Here is a 21,252-nt window from a genome sequence, read left to right as displayed (position 1 = left end):
CTTTTATCAGCGCGTATTTGGCCCAAGCGTCAGTGCCGTGGCCTGAACGTCGCTCGGGGGAATCCTTTCCTAAGTCATGATAAATCGGCCAAGATTTGGCGATCTTTAATCAAAAGGAGGCAAAATGATGTCAATGCTACCTTCGCTGGGTTTTGCCGGAATTGGCTTGATGGGGTTGCCGATGTGCCGGCGATTGCTCGCGGCGGGTTACCCGCTGACGGTGTGGAATCGCAATCCGGCCAAGTGCGCGCCGCTGGTCGAGGCCGGGGCACGTCAGGTCGCGACCCCGGCCGAACTGTGTCAGCACGCCGACGTGGTGATGCTGTGCCTGGCGGACACCGCGGTGGTGCGCGAGGTGGTATTCGGCACCGCGGGAGTGATCGAGGGTGCGAAAAATGGCCAGTTGCTGGTGGACTTTTCCAGCCTGGAACCGACGGCAACGCGTGAAATGGCAGCTGAGCTCGTCAGCAAAACCGGCATGGGCTGGCTCGATGCGCCTGTGTCTGGCGGTGTCGTCGGGGCGCAGGCTGGCAGCCTGGCGATCATGGTCGGTGGCGACGGGGCGGCGCTTGAGCGGGTTAAACCGGTTTTGCTGAGCCTCGGCCAGCGCGTGACGCACATGGGGGCGGTCGGAGCCGGGCAAGTGACCAAGGCCTGTAATCAGATGATCGTTGCCTGCAACGCGCTGGTAATTGCCGAAGTGGTGGCCCTGGCAGAGCGTTCGGGTGTCGATGCCAATTTGATCGCCGAAGCGCTGGCCGGTGGCTTTGCCGATTCAAAGCCGCTGCAGATCCTGGCTCCTCAAATGGCCGACAGTCGTTTCGAACCGGTGAAGTGGCACGTGCGGACCTTGCTCAAGGACCTGGACACGGCGGTGAAGTTTTCCCGCGAACAGGGCTCGGCAACTCCGGTCAGCGGTCTGGCGGCGCAATTGATGCGCCTGCACGGCGCCCAGGGGAATCTGGAAAAAGACCCGTCTACATTAGTGCAGATGTACCGTGCACCAGACTCAGTGTCGTGACTGAGTAGGAGTGTTTGCGCTGATTGATTTCATTCAGCACCGGGAGCAATTCGGCGAGCGGTACCGGACGGCTGAGCAGGTAACCCTGAACGTAATCGCAACTGGCACCTTCAAGAAACTGGTACTGCTCGAAGGTTTCCACGCCCTCGGTCACCACTTCCAGGTGCAGGGTGTGGGCCATGGCGATGATCGCCTGGACAATTTCCATGTCCTGAGTCGAGTTGGGAATGTCCTGGATGAACGAACGGTCGATTTTCAGAGTGTTCAACGGCAAGCGCTTGAGATACGCCAGGGACGAATAACCGGTGCCGAAATCATCGATCGACAGTGACACGCCGAGGGCGCGAATCTGCCGCAACAGCACCAGCGTATCGGCGATGTTGCCCATCAGTGCGTTCTCGGTCACTTCCAGTTCCAGCCGTTGCGGCGCGACCCCGGCGTCACGCAGCGCCCGTTCGATTTCGGAGGACAACTCTTCGCGGGCCAGGCTCAAGGGCGAACAATTGACGGCGATCCTCAGCACCTCGCAGCCTTGCCGCGATAGCTCGCCCAAGTCTTCACACGCCTTGCGCAATACCCAATGGTCCAGTTCGGTGATCAGGCCGTTGGCTTCGGCAATGGTGATGAAACGGTCCGGGGCGAGGAAGCCGTGGGTCGGGTGTTGCCAGCGAATCAACGCTTCGAGTTTGCTGACCTGGCCGGTTTTCAGGTCGTAGATCGGCTGGTAATAGAGCATCAGGCCGGTGTCTTCACGCAGGGCGTAACGCAGTTCTTCTTCCAGTTGCAGTTCCAGCGTGGCGCGGGCCTTGAGGTTGGCGCTGAAAAAATTCAGACCGTTGCGACCGCTGCCCTTGGACTGATACAGCGCCAGGTCGGCGTTTTTCAACAGTTCTTCGCAGGATTTGCCGTCTTCCGGAAACACGCTGATGCCGATGCTGGTGGTCATCACCATGCGCCGTCCGGCAAGTTCAATGGGCTCTTTCATTTTTTGCATGATGCGCTGGGCCATGTGCCGCGCTTCTTCTCGATCATGCAGGTCGATGAGGATGCAGAACTCATCGCCACCGAAGCGCGCAACCACATCGGCGTGACTGCGTATGGAGCTTCTGATGTGCCCGGCAATGACCTTGAGCAACTCATCGCCGGCATCGTGGCCAAGGCTGTCGTTGATCCGCTTGAAGTGGTCGATATCGAGGAACAGGACCGCGAGCCTGCCGCCCTCGTGGGTTTTCTCGCTGAGTTTCTCGGCGAACAGCTGGTTGAAACCGCGACGGTTGATCAGGTTGGTCAATGGATCGTAGTGCGCCACCTGTTGCAGGGACATGCGCGCCTGGTCCAGTTGGCTGAGCAACGAGTTGACCCGTTGCAAATCGTGTTCCTTGTGTTGCAACTTTTTGTCCGCCAGCGCCGCGCTGATACTGCTACCGATGATCAGCAGCGTCATGATCGCTACGGTCAGGCCGAGTTGAAAGTGATTGTTTTCTCCGGGCTGGGCCAGGAGGCTGTCGCTGGGCAGCACCAGATTGAAGGCAGCCATGCCGGTGAAATGCATGCTGATGATCCCCGCCCCGAGTACCAGGCTGGCACCGTACTTGAGCAGTTGATGAAACGTCCCTGTTTCGTTGCGCAAGTAACTCGACAGCAACAGGGCCGCCATGCTGGCGCCGATAGCGATCACGATCGACAGGCCGAACAACAGCGGTTGATAGTAGGCCTGCGCCGGCGAACTCAGTGCAGACATGCCCACGTAATGCATGGCGGCGATGCCCAGGCCGACTCCGATGGCTGACCTGAAACATTGCCAGAAGCTCAACTGCGCAAGGCTGAGGGTGTGCATCGCCAGCCACGAAGCGAGCAGGGCGATCAGCAGAGAGGCGAGGGTAATGGGCAACTGGTAGTGGATATCTATCGGTGCCTGGAACGCCAGCATGCCGATGAAGTGCATGGCCCAGATTCCGCCCGCGAGACATCCGGCGCCGACCCAGCGCCAGAGTCGCTGTGACGCCTTCTTTTCTGCATGAGCCACCCGCTCGGCCATGTCCAGCGTGGCAAAACTGCCAGCACAGGCAACCAGATAAGCCAAAAGCACCAGAAAAGGGTCATGTATGCAATTGAGTATGACCTGCCCACTCTCTGGCAGCTCGGTAATGAAATGCAGACCAAGCCACTCCATAGCATGCCCCATCGATTACTTCCTGGCTGGCGCAATCAACGCCAGCGAATGTCATGGAGTATAGAGGTCACATACGGAACGCAAGCGATAGTGGCACATTGTCCTGCAATCCTTTTGGAATGAACGCTAGATCGTTTGGAAATAAAATGTTGCACAGGCCGCGCCGGAGACGATGGCTGGGTATCAGCTTTACGAATAATTACAGACAGCGGTGGGGCGCCTGACTAGATTGCAGGTTCCGGGCTCGGATGCACTGGCAGTGAAGCCCCATAACAATAAAAGAGACGGACCCATGCAGAACTCGACCCAAGCGGCGAATGCCTGGCGCATTCTGTTCCTGCTGTTCCTGGCCAACCTGTTCAACTTTTTCGACCGCACCATTCCGGCCATCATCATCGAACCGATCCGCATGGAATGGCACCTCAGCGACTTTCAACTGGGGATCATCGGCACCGCGTTCACAATCGTCTACGCCATTGCCGGCCTGCCTCTGGGGCGAATGGCCGACACCGGCTCGCGCGCAAAACTGATGGGTTGGGGGCTGGCAGCCTGGAGCGGGCTGACGGCGGTCAACGGCATGGTGGGAAGTTTCTGGAGTTTCCTGATCGTGCGCATGGGCATCGGCATCGGCGAGGCCAGCTATGCGCCCGCGGCGAATTCGCTGATTGGCGATCTGTTCCCGGCTCACCGTCGGGCACGGGCCATGGGCATTTTCATGCTTGGCCTGCCCTTGGGTCTGCTCTTGGCGTTCTTCACCATCGGTGCGATGGTCAAGGCCTTCGACAGTTGGCGCGCACCGTTCTTCATTGCCGCCGTACCGGGACTGATCCTCGCCGTCTTCATGTTTTTCATCAAGGAGCCCAAGCGCGGCGCCGCGGAAACCGTGCAGGTTTCCCAGGAAAAGGTTGATCGGCCAATCCGTCGGGTGCTGGCGGTACCCACCTTCCTCTGGCTGGTCATGGCCGGGCTGTGCTTCAACTTCGCCACCTATGCCTGCAACTCGTTCCTGGTGCCGATGCTGCAGCGTTACTTCCTGATGCCATTGCAGGAAGCCGCAGTCGCGACCGGTGTCATCGTCGGCGTGACCGGTTTGTTCGGCCTGACGCTGGGGGGCTGGGTCGCCGACAAGATTCATCAGCGAATCGCCAATGGTCGCCTGCTGTTTGCGGCGTTCAGCCTGATCATCTCCACGGTCTGCACGGCGTGGGCGCTGCATTCGGGGCGGATCGAGATCGGTGTATTCGTGGCGGTTTTCAGCCTGGGCTGGTTGTTTGCCTACAACTTCTACACCTGCGTATACACGGCGATTCAGGACGTGGTCGAACCGCGTCTGCGGGCAACGGCAATGGCGCTGTTCTTTGCCGGGTTGTATCTGCTGGGCGGCGGGTTGGGGCCGGTGGTTGTCGGCGCACTGTCCGACCACTTCGCCCACACGGCGATGCTCGCCGCGGGCGCCGGGCAAATGACCGAAGCATTTAAAGCCGTCGGCCTGCACGACGCGATGTACCTGATTCCGGTAGCGCTGTTTTTCACCATGGTGTTTCTGGTGTTGGCGTCGCGGTGTTTTGTGCGCGATGCCAAGCGGATGAAGGATGGATTGGGAGGGGTGGTTGTGCCTGAGGGTTCTGTGGCGACGGCATAAGATCCAAAAAAGAAGGTCCGCAGTATTGCTGTTCACTTAAGGACGACCACTGTACTTGTGGCGAGGGAGCTTGCTCCCGCTGGGGCGCGAAGCGGCCCTGAAGGGGGCTGCTGCGCAGCCCAGCGGGAGCAAGCTCCCTCGCCACAGGATGCTAACGTTCTCTTAAGTGAACAGCTTACGCAGTATTGCGGGCCTTTTTTTTTCAGCGTTGGAGCAGGGGACTTAACCCGCCACCAACACCCGGATCGCTTCCAGTCGCAGAGCCGCCTTGTCGAGCATCGCCAGGCCTTGCTCGCGTTGTTTGCGCAACGCAACCAGTTCACTGTCACGAACGGTCGGGTTGACCGCTTGCAACGCGGTCAGGCGTGCCAGTTCTTCGTCGGTGTCGGCGGCCAGGCGGCGTTGTGCCTCTGCCACGCGCTCGGCATGACGCGGGAAGATTTTGTCTTCGCCGGCATTGATCCGCGGGGTCAGTTGATCGCGCTGGGCCTGGATGAACTTGTTGGCGCTGGCGCGCGGGACGCTTTCGAGTTGGTCGTTCAGGGTCTCGAACGACACCCGGGGCGACAGGTCGTTGCCATTGGCATCGAGCAGGCAGCGCAGTGCAGCGGGCGGCAGGTAGCGGCCCAGTTGCAACGAGCGCGGGGCGACCACTTCGCTGACGTAGAGCAGTTCCAGCAGTACCGTGCCAGGTTTGAGCGCCTTGTTCTTGATCAGCGCCACCGCGGTGTTGCCCATGGAGCCGGACAGCACCAGATCCATGCCACCCTGGACCATCGGGTGTTCCCAGGTGATGAACTGCATGTCTTCGCGGGACAGCGCCTGGTTGCGGTCGTATGTGATGGTCACGCCTTCGTCGTCGCCCAGCGGGAAGCTGGCGTCGAGCATTTTTTCACTCGGCTTGAGGATCAGTGCGTTTTCCGAATGGTCTTCGCTGTCGATGCCAAAGGCGTCGAACAGGGTTTCCATATAGATCGGCAGGGCGAACTGGTCGTCCTGTTCAAGAATGGCTTCGACCAGCGCGTCGCCTTCGCCAGCGCCACCGGAGTTGAGCTCCAGCAAGCGGTCACGGCCGGTGTGCAATTCAGCTTCCAGACGCTCACGCTCAGTACGGGCCTCGTCGATCAGCGCTTGCCACTCGCCGTCGTCGGCTTCTTCCAGCAGCGGCAGCAGGCGAGGGCCGAACTGGTGCTGCAAGGCATTGCCGGTCGGGCAGGTGTTGAGGAACGCGTTCAGCGCTTCGTGGTACCACTGGAACAGGCGCTCCTGTGGGCTGGTTTCCAGGTACGGCACGTGCAGTTCGATGGTGTGTTTCTGGCCGATCCGGTCCAGACGACCGATACGTTGCTCCAGCAGGTCCGGGTGGGACGGCAGATCGAACAGCACCAGGTGGTGGGAGAACTGGAAGTTGCGACCTTCACTGCCGATTTCCGAGCAGATCAGCACTTGCGCGCCAAACTCTTCGTCGGCGAAGTAGGCGGCGGCGCGGTCACGCTCGAGGATGTTCATACCTTCGTGGAACACCGTGGCCGGAATGCCGGAGCGCACGCGCAAGGCGTCTTCCAGGTCCATGGCGGTTTCGGCGTGGGCGCAGATCACCAGCACTTTGGTGCGCTTGAGCATCTTCAGTTGATCGATCAGCCACTCGACGCGTGGGTCGAATTTCCACCAGCGTTCTTCTTCATTGGCGTCCGGCTGGGCCTGGAAGCTGACTTCCGGGTACAGCTCGGCGTGATCACCCAACGGCAGTTCGAGGTATTCGTCCGGGCATGGCAGCGGGTACGGGTGCAGTTTGCGCTCCGGGAAACCTTGCACGGCGGCGCGGGTATTACGGAACAGCACGCGACCGGTACCGTGACGGTCCAGCAGCTCACGCACGAGACGGGCGCTGGCTTCGGTGTCGCCATCGTTGACGGCGGTCAGCAGGGCTTCGCCTTCGTTGCCGAGGAAACCTTGAATGGTCTTGTGCGCTTGCGGCGACAGGCGGCCCTGGTCGAGCAATTCCTGAACGGCTTCGGCCACCGGGCGATAGTTCTCGCTCTCGGCGCGGAAGGCGTGCAGGTCATGGAAGCGGTTCGGATCGAGCAGGCGCAGACGGGCGAAGTGGCTGTCCTGGCCGAGTTGTTCCGGCGTTGCGGTCAACAACAGTACGCCGGGAATGGTTTCGGCGAGTTGCTCGACCAGCGAGTATTCAGGGCTGACCTGATCTTCGTGCCATACCAGGTGGTGCGCTTCGTCGACCACCAGCAAGTCCCAGCCGGCGGCGAACAGTGCGTCCTGGGCCTTCTCGTCTTCCACCAGCCATTCCAGGGCCACCAGCGCGAGCTGGGTGTCTTCGAACGGGTTGGAGGCATCGCTTTCAATGAAGCGCTCTTCGTCGAACAGTGCGACTTGCAGGTTGAAGCGCCGGCGCATTTCCACCAGCCACTGGTGCTGGAGATTTTCCGGCACCAGGATCAGCACGCGATTGGCGCGGCCCGAGAGCAGTTGGCGATGGATCACCAGACCGGCTTCGATGGTCTTGCCCAGGCCTACTTCGTCAGCCAGCAATACCCGCGGTGCAATGCGGTCGGCCACTTCACGGGCGATGTGCAATTGGTGCGCGATCGGCTGCGCACGTACGCCACCCAAGCCCCAGAGGGAGGACTGCAACTGGCGGCTGGTGTGTTCGAGGGTGTGGTAACGCAGGGAGAACCAGGCTAGCGGATCGATTTGCCCGGCGAACAAACGGTCGCTGGCCAGGCGGAACTGAATGAAGTTCGACAGCTGGGTTTCCGGCAGGGTAACCACTTCGTTCTGCGCGTTGAGGCCGTGGTAGACCAGCAGGCCATCGACGTCGTCGACTTCGCGAACGGTCAGTTTCCAGCCTTCGAAGTGAGTAATCGAGTCACCCGGCGAAAACCGTACGCGGGTGAGGGGCGCATTCCTTAGCGCGTACTGGCGGGTGTCGCCAGTGGCCGGATAGAGCACGGTCAACAAGCGGCCGTCCTGTGCCAGAACGGTGCCCAAACCCAGCTCGGCTTCGCTGTCACTGATCCAGCGTTGCCCCGGTTGATACTGCTGCGCCATGCTGCCTGACTCCCACCTTGAAAAAGCGGGCTATCTTAACGGAATCAGGTCTCCAGACCAAAGGAATACCTGTGTGGGAGGTGCCGTAGGCTGCGTTTTTTTGATCCGCGTGGCCTGAACAAATCCTAGCTTGCGACCGTTAAGGCAGTGTCGATTGAGTCACAGTTTGCGACCGATGGCTCAAGTCGCCATTTGCGCAGCCGACAGCCTGCTGACAGGAGACCAAAAAATATGCTGCCACCGATGCTTCCCTTGAGTGCCGTGCCGATCACCTCTCAGCACGACCCGGTCCGCCCGCGCCCGGACATAGCACCCGTGGTGCCCGTGCAGGAAAGCTCCACGGACAGCACCATCGACCTGAAAAAGCGTGACCCTGAAGAAACCGCCTTGCTACTGCGCGAAGAACAGCGGCGCAAGCAGGAACAGGAAAGACGTCGCCGTGAAGCCGACGAAGACCCTGAAGCGCATCTGGCCATCCCAGGGGACGAACTCAATGCCGACAACACCGTACCGGTGGCGCCATTGATGGAAGATCAGCCCCGCCAGGGATTGTGGGTCGACATCGAGATTTGAGCGAGTGGCTGGTCAGCGCTGTCGCCAGACCGCATTATTGGCGCAAACCTGCCTCGGCAGCTGAATTCATTTGCCAGTGATGCACTGAACGCCATGAGCCAAGACGACAAACTGATCGACCTCAACGCCGAACGCGCCAAGCGTGTCCATGACCTCAACGAAAAACGCCTTAATGAAGTGCGTCAGGCGTTCGAGCAAGCCATGCCGCTGGGCAAGGCGAAGAAAAAACCGAAGAACAAACCGAAAAAACGTTGAATCCCCCGTCATCGGTTGATGCAGGTCAGTTTTTCCCCTCCTTTGAGCCCGGTCTCGGGCAACATTGATCCCGGTCAATTCTTTCTCCTGCCCGTTTGGGTAACTTAGCCCTATCGCAACAGGGCAACAGCAGGAGACGCGTCATGTTTTTCGACAACGTGGTGATCGCCGGAGTGCTGACCGTCAGCCTCATGTTCGTTTTTTTTGCAGGATTCGGATTTTTTATCTGGAAGGATTCGCACAAGCGGAAAAAACCGTAGGTCTTTCTGGATGCAATGAGCACGCAAGGCATTTTGGGCAACTTCGGTTGCCCTTTTTTTTGCCTGCGATTCCTTGAAGTTGATCGTTCCCACGCTCTGCGTTCTTGATCGTTCCCACGCTCTGCGTGGGAATGCCGCCATGGACGCTCTGCGTCCAATTCTGACGCGGAGCGTCACGGGATTCATTCCCACGCAGAGCGTGGGAACGATCATCCGGTAATAAAAAAGGCGCGGTCCTTGCGGAGCGCGCCTTTTTCGTTCGGCAGCTGATCAGCTGCCGAGTGCCTTCGAGGCCAGCCAGAACAAACCGGCCGACAGGGCAACCGTGGCTGGCAGGGTCAGCACCCAGGCCAGCAGGATGGTTTTGACGGTGCCGCCTTGCAGACCGCTTTTGTTGGCGACCATGGTACCGGCCACGCCTGAAGACAGCACGTGGGTAGTGGACACCGGCAAGCTGAAGATGTTGGCCATGCCGATCAGGCTGGCAGTGGTGATCTGCGCCGACATGCCCTGGGAATAAGTCATGCCCTGCTTGCCGATTTTCTCACCGATGGTCAGAACCACGCGTTTCCAGCCCACCATGGTGCCCAGGCCGAGGGCCAGGGCCACCGCCAGAATCACCCAGAACGGCGCGTATTCGGTGGTGGTGGTCAAGTCCTTGCGCAGCTTGTCCAGGTCAGCCTTTTCACGGGCGGGCAGGCCTGGCAGCTTGCTGACTTTCTTCGCGGTGTCATCCAGGCAGAGCAGGTAGCGGCGCACTTCGATGCGGCTTTCCGCCGACAGCGAGCGGTAGTCGGCTACGCCCTTGAGGGTGCCCAGCAACGCGTTGATGGTCGGTTCGGTCTGCTGCGGGTTGCAGCGGAATTTCTCCGGCAGATCACCTTCCACGCTTTTGCCCAGTGCCAGGAACTCGCCGAGGGTTTCGGCGTTGCGCTGGTAGAACTGATTCAGATGCAAGGTGGCATCGCGGGTGCGTTCGATCTGGTAGGTGGTGCTGTTCAGATCAAGGACGAACTGCGCCGGCACGATACCGATCAGCACCAGCATGATCAGGCCGATACCTTTCTGGCCATCGTTGGAACCGTGCACGAAACTCACGGCCATGGCGGAGATCACCAAGACCAGGCGATTCCAGAACGGTGGGTGCTTTTTGTCATCGATCTTGCGGCGCTGTTCCGGCGTCTTGTGCATCTTCGACAGCGGACGCCACCATTTCAGGCCGATCAGAATCAGCGCTGCAATCAGGAAACCTGCCATCGGCGAGAACACCAGCGACATGGCGATATCGATTGCCTTCTGCCAGTTCACGCCATCGGCCAACGGAATCTCGTTGATCAGGGCGTTGGCCAGGCCTACACCGAGAATCGAGCCGATCAGCGTATGGGAGCTGGAAGCGGGGATACCGAAGTACCAGGTGCCCAGGTTCCAGGCGATGGCGGCGGCGAGCAACGAAAACACCATGGCCAGTCCATGACCGGTGTTCACATTGATCAGCAGCTCCACCGGCAGCAAGTGGACGATGGCATACGCCACGCCAACGCCGCCCAGCAGCACGCCGAGGAAATTGAACACACCGGAAAAGAACACCGCCAGGTGTGGCGGCATGGCTTTGGTGTAGATAACAGTGGCTACCGCGTTAGCGGTGTCATGAAATCCGTTGATGAACTCGAAGGCGAGGACAAAAGTCAGGGCGAGCAGGAGGCTCACTAGCACCCAAGCATCCAGTCCGCTGAATAAATCGATCATGAAGGTTTTCTGACCCGGTCATAAGGGGGGCGGGATTATGCCAGAAAAGCGTGCCAATCAATGCACTAGCTGCTCGTTGGTAACATTCTTCAACGAATTAATTTGAGCCGCAGTCCTGCGTGTCGGTGATTTTACGGGCCTTGCAAGTCATTGAATTTATTTGAAAACACCCATGGCAAAAGGGTTTCGCGCGCTCGGAGGAGGGGCCTGAACGCTTGTGTGAAATTTCTGAGAAGAGGGTCGGATATGCGCCCTTTACCTTGTCGGATGAGCAAGGTGGCCGCTGCCCGCTTGTAGCGGGCGCAAAAGGCAACATCCATGCATCCCGCTTTTAACGGGTGCAATCGCAGACCCTTGTAAGGATTAAAGCCGGGACCATCAAGGCTCTTCGGCTTTGAGTTCCTTTTCCATTTTTTCAAGTTCTTGCTTGAAAACCTGATCCTGAACGGTGGCGCGTTTACGCCAGGGTTTGCGCTCCGGTTCGGGTTGGGCGGCGTAGGTGGTGACTTCCCCGCCGTAAACTTCCTTGTAACGTTGTTCCTGGCGCTCAAGTTCCGCGCGCAGTTCGTCTTTCGTCACAGTGCTACCTGATTGAGTTGAGATAAATTCTGGTGAAACGCGCTGCATCCAATGTATCGATCATTCTCGACGCATCGACAAGGCCGGTGAGGGCATTGTTTTACGGCAGGGCGATCAATACGTCCATGTTGCAGGCGACCACGGCACCAGAGATAAATAGCTGACGCAGCATCAGCTTCCTGTTTTCAGCGAGCGCGTTGACGATGCAATGCAGTCAGCGTCGGGCGCTTGCCGGGGGCGGCAGCGATGGAACATCGCGCCACCTTGTAGCGGAGTCGGCAAGTAGAAAACCGTCTGGCTACTGATTTGCATTATAGCGAGCGATTCACAGAACTCTATCTCTACAGAGTTAAAAGTAGGTCGCGATGTGTGATCGTTTTGTTACTCGTTACTTTCACGGCCAACTAGAGCGCTGAATGCTATCACTGTTCAGTGATAGCTTTCTGGCGCCATTAAGTCGAACAACTTTTTGGCAATTACATCGACCTTGGCAAGTCTGCATTGTCACCGTGGTGAATGCTTGAAACACGCTCTTTGATTGGCTCGGATGATGTACGGCGATTGCGATTATCGGTCAACGGTTCGATAATCGCCCAATCTGGGGCCGGCACGGCTTGTGCGCCGGACCGATAGCCACTTGTAATACTCGCTGATCCGTGTGGGAAGAGAATCTGTAATGAACGATCAACTGCGCAATTCCTTTGCCTCTGTGGCACCGCCCATCGTCGCGTCGCCCGCCAAGCGAATCCAGGCACTCACAGGTGATCCGGACTTCATGACCTCGCTGGCGAGGGGGCTGGCTGTCGTGCAAGCGTTTCAGGAGCGCAAACGGCACCTGACCATTGCGCAGATCAGTCACCGCACGGAAATTCCCCGCGCTGCAGTAAGACGTTGCCTGCACACCCTGATCAAACTTGGCTACGCCACTACCGACGGCCGCACGTATTCCCTGCTGCCCAAAGTGCTGACCCTCGGCCATGCCTACGTATCCTCGACACCGCTGGCGGTGTCGGCCCAGCCGTATCTGGACCGCATGAGCGAGCAACTGCACGAAGCCTGCAACATGGCGACCCTGGAAGGCGACGACATTCTGTACATCGCCCGCTCGGCAACGACCCAGCGGCTGATTTCGGTCGATCTGTCGGTGGGGGGGCGCTTGCCGGCCTATTGCACGTCGATGGGCAGGATCCTGCTGGCGGCGCTGGATGACTCGTCCCTGGGTGAATACCTCGAGCACGCCGATTTGCAGGCCAAGACCAGTCGCACGATCCACACCCCAGAGGCATTGCTCGAATGCTTGAAGGAAGTCCGGCAGCAGGGCTGGTGCATCGTCGATCAGGAACTGGAGCAGGGGCTGCGCTCGATTGCAGTACCGGTGTACGACGCGTCCGGTCAAGTGGTGGCGGCCCTCAACGTCAGTACCCATGCGGGTCGGGTCAGCCGCAATGAGCTGGAACAACGCTTCCTCCCTGGTTTGTTAAGCGCCAGCCGCGATCTCAGCGCTCAACTGTTTGCCTAAGGTGTTCGATAATCGCACAGAGTTGCTTCGGGTGAATTGACGCTGTTTCCTCCGGATCATTAATGTCGCGGCTGCGCCAGCATTGGCTGGCTCCCCGTTCGACTGTGATCCACGGAATAAAAATAATGAACCAGCCTCAGTCTGCTGTAGGGAACTGCCTCGACGTGCAGTCCTTCATCAATGCTCAACCCATTTCGCGTTATCAGTGGCGAGTGGTGATTCTGTGTTTCCTGATTGTCTTCCTCGATGGCCTCGACACGGCGGCCATGGGTTTCATTGCGCCTGCGCTTTCTCAGGACTGGGGGATCGATCGCGCGAGTCTCGGCCCGGTGATGAGTGCCGCGCTCATCGGCATGGTCTTTGGCGCACTGGGTTCCGGCCCGCTGGCTGACCGCTTTGGACGAAAAGTCGTACTGGTCGGTGCAGTGCTGCTGTTCGGTGCGTTCAGCCTGGCCTCGGCTTACAGCACCAACGTCGAGCAACTGTTGGTGTTGCGCTTTCTGACCGGCTTGGGCCTGGGCGCCGGTATGCCCAACGCCACGACGCTGCTGTCGGAATACACCCCGGAGCGCAAGAAATCCCTGTTGGTGACCAGCATGTTCTGCGGTTTCAACCTGGGCATGGCCGGTGGCGGATTCATTTCCGCCAAGTTGATTCCGGCGTTCGGGTGGCACAGCCTGCTGCTGATCGGCGGGATTCTGCCACTGATCCTTGCTGTCGTTTTGCTGTTCTGGTTGCCGGAATCGGCACGCTACCTGGTCGTGCGCAATCGCGGTACCGACAAGGTGCGCCAGGCGCTGGCGCCGATTGATCCGACTGTGGTGGCCCAAGCCTCCAGCTTCAGTGTGCCGGAACAGAAAACCGTGAAGGCGCGCAACGTGTTCGCGGTGATCTTCTCGGGCACCTACAGCGTTGGCACATTGTTGCTGTGGCTGACCTACTTTATGGGGCTGGTGATTGTTTACCTATTGACCAGTTGGCTGCCGACCCTCATGCGCGATAGCGGCGCGAGCATGGAACAGGCGGCGTTCATCGGCGCATTGTTCCAGTTCGGTGGCGTATTGAGCGCGGTGGGTGTGGGTTGGGCAATGGATCGGTTCAATCCGCACAAGGTGATCGGTACTTTCTACCTGCTGGCCGGGGTATTTGCCTACGCGGTAGGGCAGAGCCTGGGCAACATCACGTTGTTGGCGACCCTGGTGCTGGTGGCGGGGATGTGTGTCAACGGCGCGCAATCGGCGATGCCATCGCTGGCCGCGCGCTTCTATCCGACTCAGGGGCGTGCCACCGGTGTTTCGTGGATGCTGGGTATCGGCCGTTTCGGTGCGATCCTCGGAGCCTGGATGGGCGCCACGCTGTTGGGCCTGGGCTGGAACTTCGAGCAGGTGCTGACGGCGTTGGTGATTCCGGCAGCATTGGCGACCGCCGCGGTGGTGATCAAGGGTTTGGTCAGCCATGCGGATGCAACCTGATTTCAGGCGTCTGAATCTTCATCGTGGTTGATGGCATCTTCGCGGGCAAGCCTCGCTCCTACAGAGGCACCTGGATTTGTAGGGGCGAGTCTTGCCCGCGAAGCTTTCGGGTACCAATAGCCGGATAACAATGTGTTCGATAAGCGAACACTCAGTCGATTATCGGATTGTTTGACGTTTTTCACGGGCTTACTCTTCAGCCACTCCGGCGCTGCGCATCGGCGCCTTTTTTCAAAGTCGGAAGGCTTTACCCATCTGAAGCACCTGGAGAAGCATGATGCGTGACGTTTACATCTGCGACGCGATTCGCACCCCCATCGGCCGTTTTGGTGGTGGTTTGTCTGCGGTTCGCGCCGACGACCTGGCCGCCGTGCCGCTCAAGGCCTTGATGGAGCGCAATCCATCGGTGGACTGGAATGCCGTCGACGAGGTGTTCCTCGGTTGCGCCAACCAGGCGGGTGAAGACAACCGCAACGTGGCGCGCATGGCGCTGCTGCTGGCCGGTTTGCCGCAGACCATTCCCGGCGTGACTCTCAATCGCCTGTGCGCCTCGGGCATGGACGCCATCGGCACGGCGTTCCGCGCCATCGCCAGCGGTGAAATGGAGCTGGCGATTGCCGGTGGCGTGGAGTCGATGTCCCGTGCGCCGTTCGTGATGGGCAAGGCGGACGCCGGGTTTTCGCGCAACATGAAACTGGAAGACACCACCATCGGCTGGCGTTTCATCAACCCGCTGATGAAAGCCCAGTACGGTGTGGACGCGATGCCGCAGACCGCCGACAACGTTGCTGATGATTACAAGGTGTCCCGCGCCGATCAGGACGCATTCGCCTTGCGCAGTCAGCAACGCACCGCTGCCGCCCAGGCCGCAGGTTTTTTCGCCGAAGAAATCGTCGAAGTGCGCATTGCCCACAAGAAGGGTGAAACCATCGTCAGCCAGGACGAACATCCTCGCGCCGACACCACCCTGGAAGCCCTGGCCAAACTCAAACCGGTCAACGGTCCCGACAAAACCGTCACAGCCGGCAACGCCTCGGGCGTGAACGACGGCGCCGCGGCGCTGATCCTCGCCTCGGCCGAAGCGGTGAAAAAACACGGTCTGACTGCCCGCGCCAAAGTGCTGGGCATGGCCAGCGCCGGTGTGGCACCGCGTGTGATGGGCATTGGCCCGGTGCCGGCGGTACGTAAACTGATCGAGCGCCTTGGTGTGGCGGTCAGCGATTTCGACGTGATCGAACTCAACGAAGCCTTCGCCAGCCAGGGTCTGGCGGTGTTGCGTGAGCTGGGAATTGCCGACGACGCGCCGCAGGTCAATCCAAACGGTGGCGCCATTGCCCTGGGGCATCCGTTGGGCATGAGCGGTGCGCGTCTGGTCCTGACGGCGTTGCATCAGCTGGAAAAGACCGGTGGCAAGAAAGGCCTGGCGACCATGTGCGTCGGTGTCGGCCAGGGGCTGGCTTTGGCAATCGAACGGGTCTGACACGCCCTGTCGACTTATAAGAACTGAGGAAAGTGTAATGACTGACAAGCCTGGTTATCGTCGCCCGCAGGAGGGTACTCAGCCGGAGTACCTGCACCCGAGCTATCAATCCACCAACCTGCGCTCTCCATCGAAGCCGTTGGTGTTTCTGCCCCATTCGCTGTCGGAAATCACCGGGCCGACCGTCGGCGCCGAGCGCGTCAACGAAAAAGACAATGACCTGACCGCTCAGCACGAAGGTCAGCCGCAGGGTGAGCGCATCATCATTCATGGCCGCGTGCTGGATGAAAACGGTCTGCCGGTGCCGGGGATTCTGGTGGAGATCTGGCAGGCCAACGCCGCCGGTCGTTACGCCCACGCCCGTGACCTGCACGACGCGCCGCTGGATCCGAACTTCACTGGCACCGGCCGCACCGTGACCGACGCCGATGGCTGGTACCAGTTCCAGACCATCAAGCCCGGCGCGTACCCATGGGGCAACCATCACAACGCCTGGCGCCCGGCGCACATTCATTTCTCGCTGTTCGGGCCGAGCATCCTGACGCGCCTGGTCACGCAAATGTATTTCCCGGGCGACCCGCTGCTGGCTTACGACCCGATCTACAACTGCGTGCCCGATACCAGTGCCAAAGAGCGCTTGATCGCCACGTTCGATCTGGAAAAAACCATCCCTTCCTATGCCCTCGGTTATCGCTGGGACATCGTTTTGCGCGGCCGCGACGCCACGCCGATGGAGAAATAAGATGACGCTGACTGCGACCACGTCCCACACCGTAGGGCCGTACTATCACATCGGCCTGACCTGGCTGAACCGCGAAAACCTGACCGTCGAAAACACCCTGGGCGAGCGCGTGGCGATCACCGGGCAAGTGGTCGACGGCAACGGCGATGTCGTCAACGACGCCATGCTGGAAGTCTGGCAGGCCAACGCCGCCGGCAAGTACGACCACCCGGAAGACGACCAGGACAAACCCCTGGACCCGAATTTCGAAGGTTTCGGCCGGGTGCCGGTGGATGCCGAAGGGCGTTTTCGTTTCACCACCATCAAGCCGGGCACGGTCGAAGGCCTCAAGGGCACGACCCAGGCGCCGCACCTTGTGGTTCTGGTGTTCGCCCGTGGCTTGGTCAAGCACCTGCTGACGCGGATCTACTTCGAGGGTGAACCGGCCAACGTCGACGATCCGTTGCTGGAGTGCGTGCCGGCCGAGCGCCGCACCACGTTGCTGGCGAAGAAGGATGCATCGGGCGTGTATCAGTGGAATGTGATTCTGCAGGGCACCGATGCCGAGACGGTGTTCTTCGATTATTGAATGGACTCAAAACTTGTGGTGAGGGAGCAAGCTCCCTCGCCACAAGTGCGTGTTTTGGCCTCAGGTAATGCTTCTGCGGAACGGGACTGTTGCAAAGTGTGTCTAGACTCTACTGTCCCTATTGAGTGAAAAACGATGACGACTCCCACGGCTCCTACAGCTCTTTATACGGGTGAAGAACGCAGCAAGCGGATCTTCGCCATTGTCGGCGCTTCGTCCGGCAACCTCGTCGAATGGTTCGACTTCTACGTCTACGCGTTCTGTGCGATTTATTTCGCCCCCGCGTTCTTTCCGTCCGACAACCCCACGGTGCAGTTGGTAAACACCGCGGGCGTGTTCGCTGCCGGGTTCCTGATGCGGCCGATTGGCGGCTGGATCTTCGGCCGTGTCGCGGACAAGCACGGGCGCAAGAACTCGATGCTGATCTCGATTCTGATGATGTGCTTCGGCTCGCTGCTCATCGCTTGCCTGCCGACCTATAAAGACATAGGTGTCTGGGCGCCGATCCTGTTGCTGTTCGCGCGCTTGCTGCAAGGTTTGTCAGTAGGCGGGGAGTACGGCACCACCGCGACCTACATGAGCGAAGTGGCGCTCAAGGGCCAGCGCGGTTTCTTTGCGTCGTTCCAGTACGTGACCCTGATCGGTGGGCAGTTGCTGGCAGTGTCGCTGGTGGTGATCCTGCAACAGTTCCTCACTGAAGAAGACCTGCGCGCCTACGGCTGGCGGATTCCGTTCGTGGTCGGTGCGGTGGCGGCGTTGATTTCGCTGTTCCTGCGTCGCTCGCTGAAAGAAACCACCAGCAAGGAAATGCGCGAGAACAAAGACGCCGGCAGCATCAGGGCGCTGTTCCGCGACCATAAGGCGGCGTTTATTACCGTGCTGGGCTACACCGCCGGTGGCTCGCTGATTTTCTACACCTTTACCACGTACATGCAGAAATACCTGGTGAACACCGCCGGCATGCACGCCAAGACCGCCAGTTACATCATGACCGGCGCACTGTTCCTGTATATGTGCATGCAGCCTGTGTTCGGCATGCTCGCCGACAAGATCGGTCGACGTAACTCGATGCTCTGGTTCGGTGCCCTGGGCACGTTGTGCACTGTGCCGATCCTGCTGAGCCTGAAAAGCGTCAGCAGCCCGTTCCTGGCTTTTGTGCTGATTACCCTGGCACTGTCGATCGTCAGTTTTTACACCTCGATCAGCGGTCTGGTGAAAGCCGAGATGTTCCCGCCGGAAGTGCGCGCACTGGGTGTCGGCCTGGCATATGCGGTGGCCAATGCGATCTTCGGCGGTTCGGCGGAATTTGTGGCCTTGAGCCTCAAGAACGTCGGCATGGAAAACGCCTTCTACTGGTACGTAACGGTGATGATGGCGATTGCCTTCCTGTTCAGCCTGCGTCTGCCGAAACAGGCGAAGTATCTGCATCACGACCTTTGATCTTCACGCGCGGGCCACAAAGGCCCGCGCCTTCAGGGACTGTTTATGAACCAGCGACCGGGCAATCAGTTGTTCGATGCCTACTTCACTGCCCGCGATATGCGTGAGGTGTTCTGCGATCAGGGGCGGGTGCAGGCGATGCTCGATTTCGAAGCGGCATTGGCCCGGGCCGAAGCACGGGTCGGGTTGATTCCGATGAGTGCTGTCGGGCCAATCGAGAATGCGTGCGAGGCCGGGCTTTACGATTTCGCTGCCCTCGGCGAGGCGATTGCCGTCGCCGGCAACTCGGCGATTCCGTTGGTCAAGGCGTTAGGCAAGCAGATCGCTGCGCAGAATGCCGAGGCTGAACGTTACGTGCACCTGGGTGCGACCAGTCAAGACGTGATGGACAGCGGCCTGGTGTTGCAACTGCGCCGGGCGTTGGAACTGATCGAAAACGATCTGGCGCAATTGGGGCAAATCCTCGCGAGCCAGGCCCAGCGTCATGCAGCCACGCCATTGGCCGGACGCACCTGGTTGCAGCACGCCACACCCGTCACCCTCGGCATGAAAATCGCCGGTTGGCTGGGGGCGGTGACCCGCAGTCGTCAACGTTTGGCCGAGCTCAAGCCGCGTTTGCTGGTGCTGCAGTTCGGCGGCGCTTCCGGCACCCTCGCGGCCCTCGGCGAGCAAGCGCTGCCGATTGCTCAAGCGTTGGCCGAAGAGCTGCAACTGAGCTTGCCTGACCAGCCGTGGCACACCCAGCGAGATCGCGTGGTGGAGTTCGGCGCGGTGCTGGGTCTGATCGCTGGCAGCCTGGGTAAACTCGGTCGCGACATCAGCCTGTTGATGCAAACCGAAGCCGCTGAAGTGTTCGAGCCATCGGCGCCGGGCAAGGGCGGTTCCTCGACCATGCCGCACAAGCGCAATCCGGTAGGCGCGGCGGTACTGATCGGCGCGGCGACGCGTGTGCCGGGCTTGCTGTCGACGCTGTTCAGCGCCATGCCACAAGAACATGAACGCAGCCTCGGCTTGTGGCATGCCGAGTGGGAAACCCTGCCGGAAATCTGCTGCCTGGTGTCCGGCAGCCTGCAACAAGCGTTGTTGATCGCTCAGGGGCTGGAGGTGGACGCCGAGCGCATGGCTCGCAACCTCGACCTCACCCAAGGCCTGGTGCTTGCCGAAGCGGTGAGCATCGTCCTGGCGCAACGGGTCGGCCGCGATGCTGCGCACCATCTGCTGGAACAATGCTGTAAACGCGCCGTGGCCGAACAGCGCCACCTGCGTGCGGTGCTTGGCGACGAACCGCAGGTGACCGCCGAACTGACGGCCGCCGAACTCGATCATCTGCTGGACCCCGCTCACTACCTCGGCCAGGCGAAAACCTGGGTCGAGCGCGCGGTGGCTGACCATTGTGCATTGACTGCCTGAAGGAGACTGCTGTGGCTTTCGTTCAACTCGCCGATGGCGAACTACATTACCAACTCGATGGACCGGTCGATGCACCGGTGCTGGTGCTATCCAACTCTCTGGGCACCGACCTGCACATGTGGGACGTGCAAATCCCGGCGTTCACCGAGCATTTTCGCGTGCTGCGTTTCGATACCCGAGGCCACGGCAAATCGCTGGTAACGCCGGGACCGTACAGCATCGAGCAACTGGGTCGTGACGTGTTGTCGCTGCTCGATGCCTTGCACATTGAGCGTGCGCATTTCTGTGGTCTGTCCATGGGCGGGTTGATTGGCCAGTGGCTGGGCATCAATGCCGGCGAGCGCTTGAACAAACTGATCGTGTGCAATACGGCGGCGAAAATCGGCGATCCTTCGATCTGGAATCCACGCATCGACATGGTCCTGCGCGATGGTCAGGCCGCCATGGTTGCGCTGCGTGACGCCTCGATTGCACGCTGGTTCACCCCGGACTTCTCCGAAGCCAACCCGGCGGCGGCCAAGCAGATTACCGACATGCTCGCGGCGACTTCGCCAGAAGGTTACGCGGCCAATTGCGCAGCGGTGCGTGATGCCGATTTCCGTGATCAGTTGTCGTCGATCAAGGCGCCGCTGCTGGTGATTGCTGGCGCTCAGGATGCAGTGACGCCACCGTCTGGCGGGCATTTCATTCAGGAGCATGTGCCGGGCGCCGAATACGCCGAGTTCTACGCCGCGCACTTGTCCAACGTCCAGGCCGGCGCTGCGTTCAGCGAGCGGGTCCTGGCGTTTTTGTCGGCTCATTGAGGGGATTGTTGTGGACGAGAAACAGCGTTACGACGAAGGAATGAAGGTGCGTCGCGCGGTACTGGGCGACGCCCATGTCGACCGCAGCCTGACAACCCTGACCGAGTTCAACTCGGAATTCCAGGAAATGATCACCCGCCACGCCTGGGGCGACATCTGGACCCGCCCGGGTCTGCCGCGCCACACCCGCAGCCTGATCACCATTGCCATGTTGATCGGCATGAACCGCGAAGGTGAACTCAAACTGCACCTGCGTGCCGCCGCCAACAATGGTGTGAGCCGTGGCGAGATCAAGGAAGTGATCATGCAGAGCGCGATTTACTGCGGCATCCCCGCCGCCAACGCAACGTTCCACCTGGCCGAGTCGGTGTGGGATGAGTTGGGGGTTGAATCGCGGGAGTGATCCGGGCGAATGATCGTTTCCACGCTCTGCGTGGGAACGCCTCAACGGACGCTCCGCGTTCGGCTTTGGACGGGACGCGGAGCGTCCCTGGCTGCAT

Annotated in this window: 18 protein-coding genes; 14 read left to right on the top strand and 4 right to left on the bottom strand. The window is 60.0% G+C overall.

From position 1 onward, the window contains the following. The first annotated feature begins 124 nt into the window (after window positions 1–124). On the top strand, window positions 125–1,021 hold the full coding sequence (locus D8U69_RS05095; protein WP_177434548.1) for an NAD(P)-dependent oxidoreductase: 897 nt from the start codon (window positions 125–127) through the stop codon (window positions 1,019–1,021). Here D8U69_RS05095 and D8U69_RS05090 read toward each other — a convergent pair. Then, window positions 978–3,194, bottom strand: coding sequence for a bifunctional diguanylate cyclase/phosphodiesterase (locus D8U69_RS05090; RefSeq protein WP_277751144.1), 2,217 nt, complete (start codon window positions 3,192–3,194; stop codon window positions 978–980). The genes D8U69_RS05095 and D8U69_RS05090 overlap by 44 nt on opposite strands. A 292-nt stretch (window positions 3,195–3,486) precedes the next feature. Between D8U69_RS05090 and D8U69_RS05085 the strand changes: the two genes are divergently transcribed. After that, window positions 3,487–4,836 carry an MFS transporter gene (locus tag D8U69_RS05085; RefSeq protein ID WP_130904361.1) on the top strand — a complete coding sequence of 450 codons (1,350 nt, stop codon included), beginning with the start codon at window positions 3,487–3,489 and terminating at the stop codon, window positions 4,834–4,836. A 222-nt stretch (window positions 4,837–5,058) separates the two neighbouring features. On the opposite strand, the gene rapA is transcribed toward D8U69_RS05085, so the two are convergent. Further along, window positions 5,059–7,905 carry an RNA polymerase-associated protein RapA gene (rapA, locus tag D8U69_RS05080; RefSeq protein ID WP_056856107.1) on the bottom strand — a complete coding sequence of 949 codons (2,847 nt, stop codon included), beginning with the start codon at window positions 7,903–7,905 and terminating at the stop codon, window positions 5,059–5,061. Between the two features lie 231 nt (window positions 7,906–8,136). Here rapA and D8U69_RS05075 point away from each other — a divergent pair, with 231 nt between their 5' ends. The 3 genes from D8U69_RS05075 (at window position 8,137) to ccoM (ending at window position 8,993) form a co-directional block, all read left to right on the top strand. Further along, a complete protein-coding gene (locus D8U69_RS05075) occupies window positions 8,137–8,478 on the top strand; it encodes a hypothetical protein (protein WP_056856106.1) in 342 nt (113 codons plus the stop codon). 93 nt (window positions 8,479–8,571) lie between these two features. Continuing rightward, the gene (locus tag D8U69_RS29425) at window positions 8,572–8,733 is read left to right on the top strand and encodes a hypothetical protein (RefSeq protein WP_008074569.1); all 162 of its coding nucleotides are present in this window, start codon (window positions 8,572–8,574) and stop codon (window positions 8,731–8,733) included. A 143-nt stretch (window positions 8,734–8,876) separates the two neighbouring features. Beyond that, entirely contained in the window at window positions 8,877–8,993 is a 117-nt protein-coding gene (gene ccoM / locus D8U69_RS29935; protein WP_056856105.1) for a cytochrome c oxidase subunit CcoM, read from the top strand. A 270-nt stretch (window positions 8,994–9,263) separates the two neighbouring features. Here ccoM and D8U69_RS05070 read toward each other — a convergent pair whose 3' ends face one another. Next, window positions 9,264–10,739, bottom strand: coding sequence for an inorganic phosphate transporter (locus tag D8U69_RS05070; protein WP_056856104.1), 1,476 nt, complete (start codon window positions 10,737–10,739; stop codon window positions 9,264–9,266). Window positions 10,740–11,117: 378 nt separating this feature from the next. Further along, a complete protein-coding gene (locus tag D8U69_RS05060) occupies window positions 11,118–11,318 on the bottom strand; it encodes a hypothetical protein (RefSeq protein ID WP_008056863.1) in 201 nt (66 codons plus the stop codon). 676 nt (window positions 11,319–11,994) lie between these two features. Between D8U69_RS05060 and pcaR the strand changes: the two genes are divergently transcribed. The 9 genes from pcaR to pcaC all read left to right on the top strand — a co-directional run bounded on the left by pcaR (window position 11,995) and on the right by pcaC (window position 21,155). After that, window positions 11,995–12,837 carry a pca regulon transcriptional regulator PcaR gene (gene pcaR / locus D8U69_RS05055; protein ID WP_130904359.1) on the top strand — a complete coding sequence of 281 codons (843 nt, stop codon included), beginning with the start codon at window positions 11,995–11,997 and terminating at the stop codon, window positions 12,835–12,837. A 125-nt stretch (window positions 12,838–12,962) separates the two neighbouring features. Next, window positions 12,963–14,309, top strand: coding sequence for an MFS transporter (locus D8U69_RS05050; RefSeq protein WP_056856102.1), 1,347 nt, complete (start codon window positions 12,963–12,965; stop codon window positions 14,307–14,309). 274 nt (window positions 14,310–14,583) lie between these two features. Beyond that, entirely contained in the window at window positions 14,584–15,789 is a 1,206-nt protein-coding gene (gene pcaF / locus D8U69_RS05045; protein WP_177336598.1) for a 3-oxoadipyl-CoA thiolase, read from the top strand. A 37-nt stretch (window positions 15,790–15,826) separates the two neighbouring features. Beyond that, entirely contained in the window at window positions 15,827–16,531 is a 705-nt protein-coding gene (gene pcaH, locus D8U69_RS05040; protein ID WP_056856100.1) for a protocatechuate 3,4-dioxygenase subunit beta, read from the top strand. 1 nt (window position 16,532) lies between these two features. Beyond that, window positions 16,533–17,099, top strand: coding sequence for a protocatechuate 3,4-dioxygenase subunit alpha (gene pcaG, locus D8U69_RS05035; RefSeq protein ID WP_130906824.1), 567 nt, complete (start codon window positions 16,533–16,535; stop codon window positions 17,097–17,099). A 135-nt stretch (window positions 17,100–17,234) separates the two neighbouring features. Then, on the top strand, window positions 17,235–18,539 hold the full coding sequence (locus tag D8U69_RS05030) for an MFS family transporter (protein WP_056856098.1): 1,305 nt from the start codon (window positions 17,235–17,237) through the stop codon (window positions 18,537–18,539). A 45-nt stretch (window positions 18,540–18,584) separates the two neighbouring features. After that, a complete protein-coding gene (locus D8U69_RS05025) occupies window positions 18,585–19,949 on the top strand; it encodes a 3-carboxy-cis,cis-muconate cycloisomerase (RefSeq protein ID WP_130906823.1) in 1,365 nt (454 codons plus the stop codon). Window positions 19,950–19,960: 11 nt separating this feature from the next. Next, the gene (gene pcaD / locus D8U69_RS05020; RefSeq protein ID WP_130904355.1) at window positions 19,961–20,752 is read left to right on the top strand and encodes a 3-oxoadipate enol-lactonase; all 792 of its coding nucleotides are present in this window, start codon (window positions 19,961–19,963) and stop codon (window positions 20,750–20,752) included. A 10-nt stretch (window positions 20,753–20,762) separates the two neighbouring features. Then, window positions 20,763–21,155: a 4-carboxymuconolactone decarboxylase gene (gene pcaC / locus D8U69_RS05015; protein WP_007976697.1), complete on the top strand. Its 393-nt coding sequence runs from the start codon at window positions 20,763–20,765 to the stop codon at window positions 21,153–21,155. Window positions 21,156–21,252: the final 97 nt, after the last annotated feature.

This window comes from Pseudomonas sp. Sample_16 (genome assembly GCF_004307665.1).
Taxonomy (GTDB): Bacteria; Pseudomonadota; Gammaproteobacteria; order Pseudomonadales; family Pseudomonadaceae; genus Aquipseudomonas.
The sequence above is the reverse complement of the archived record's forward strand: the minus strand, read 5'-3'. Positions and strand labels throughout refer to the sequence as shown.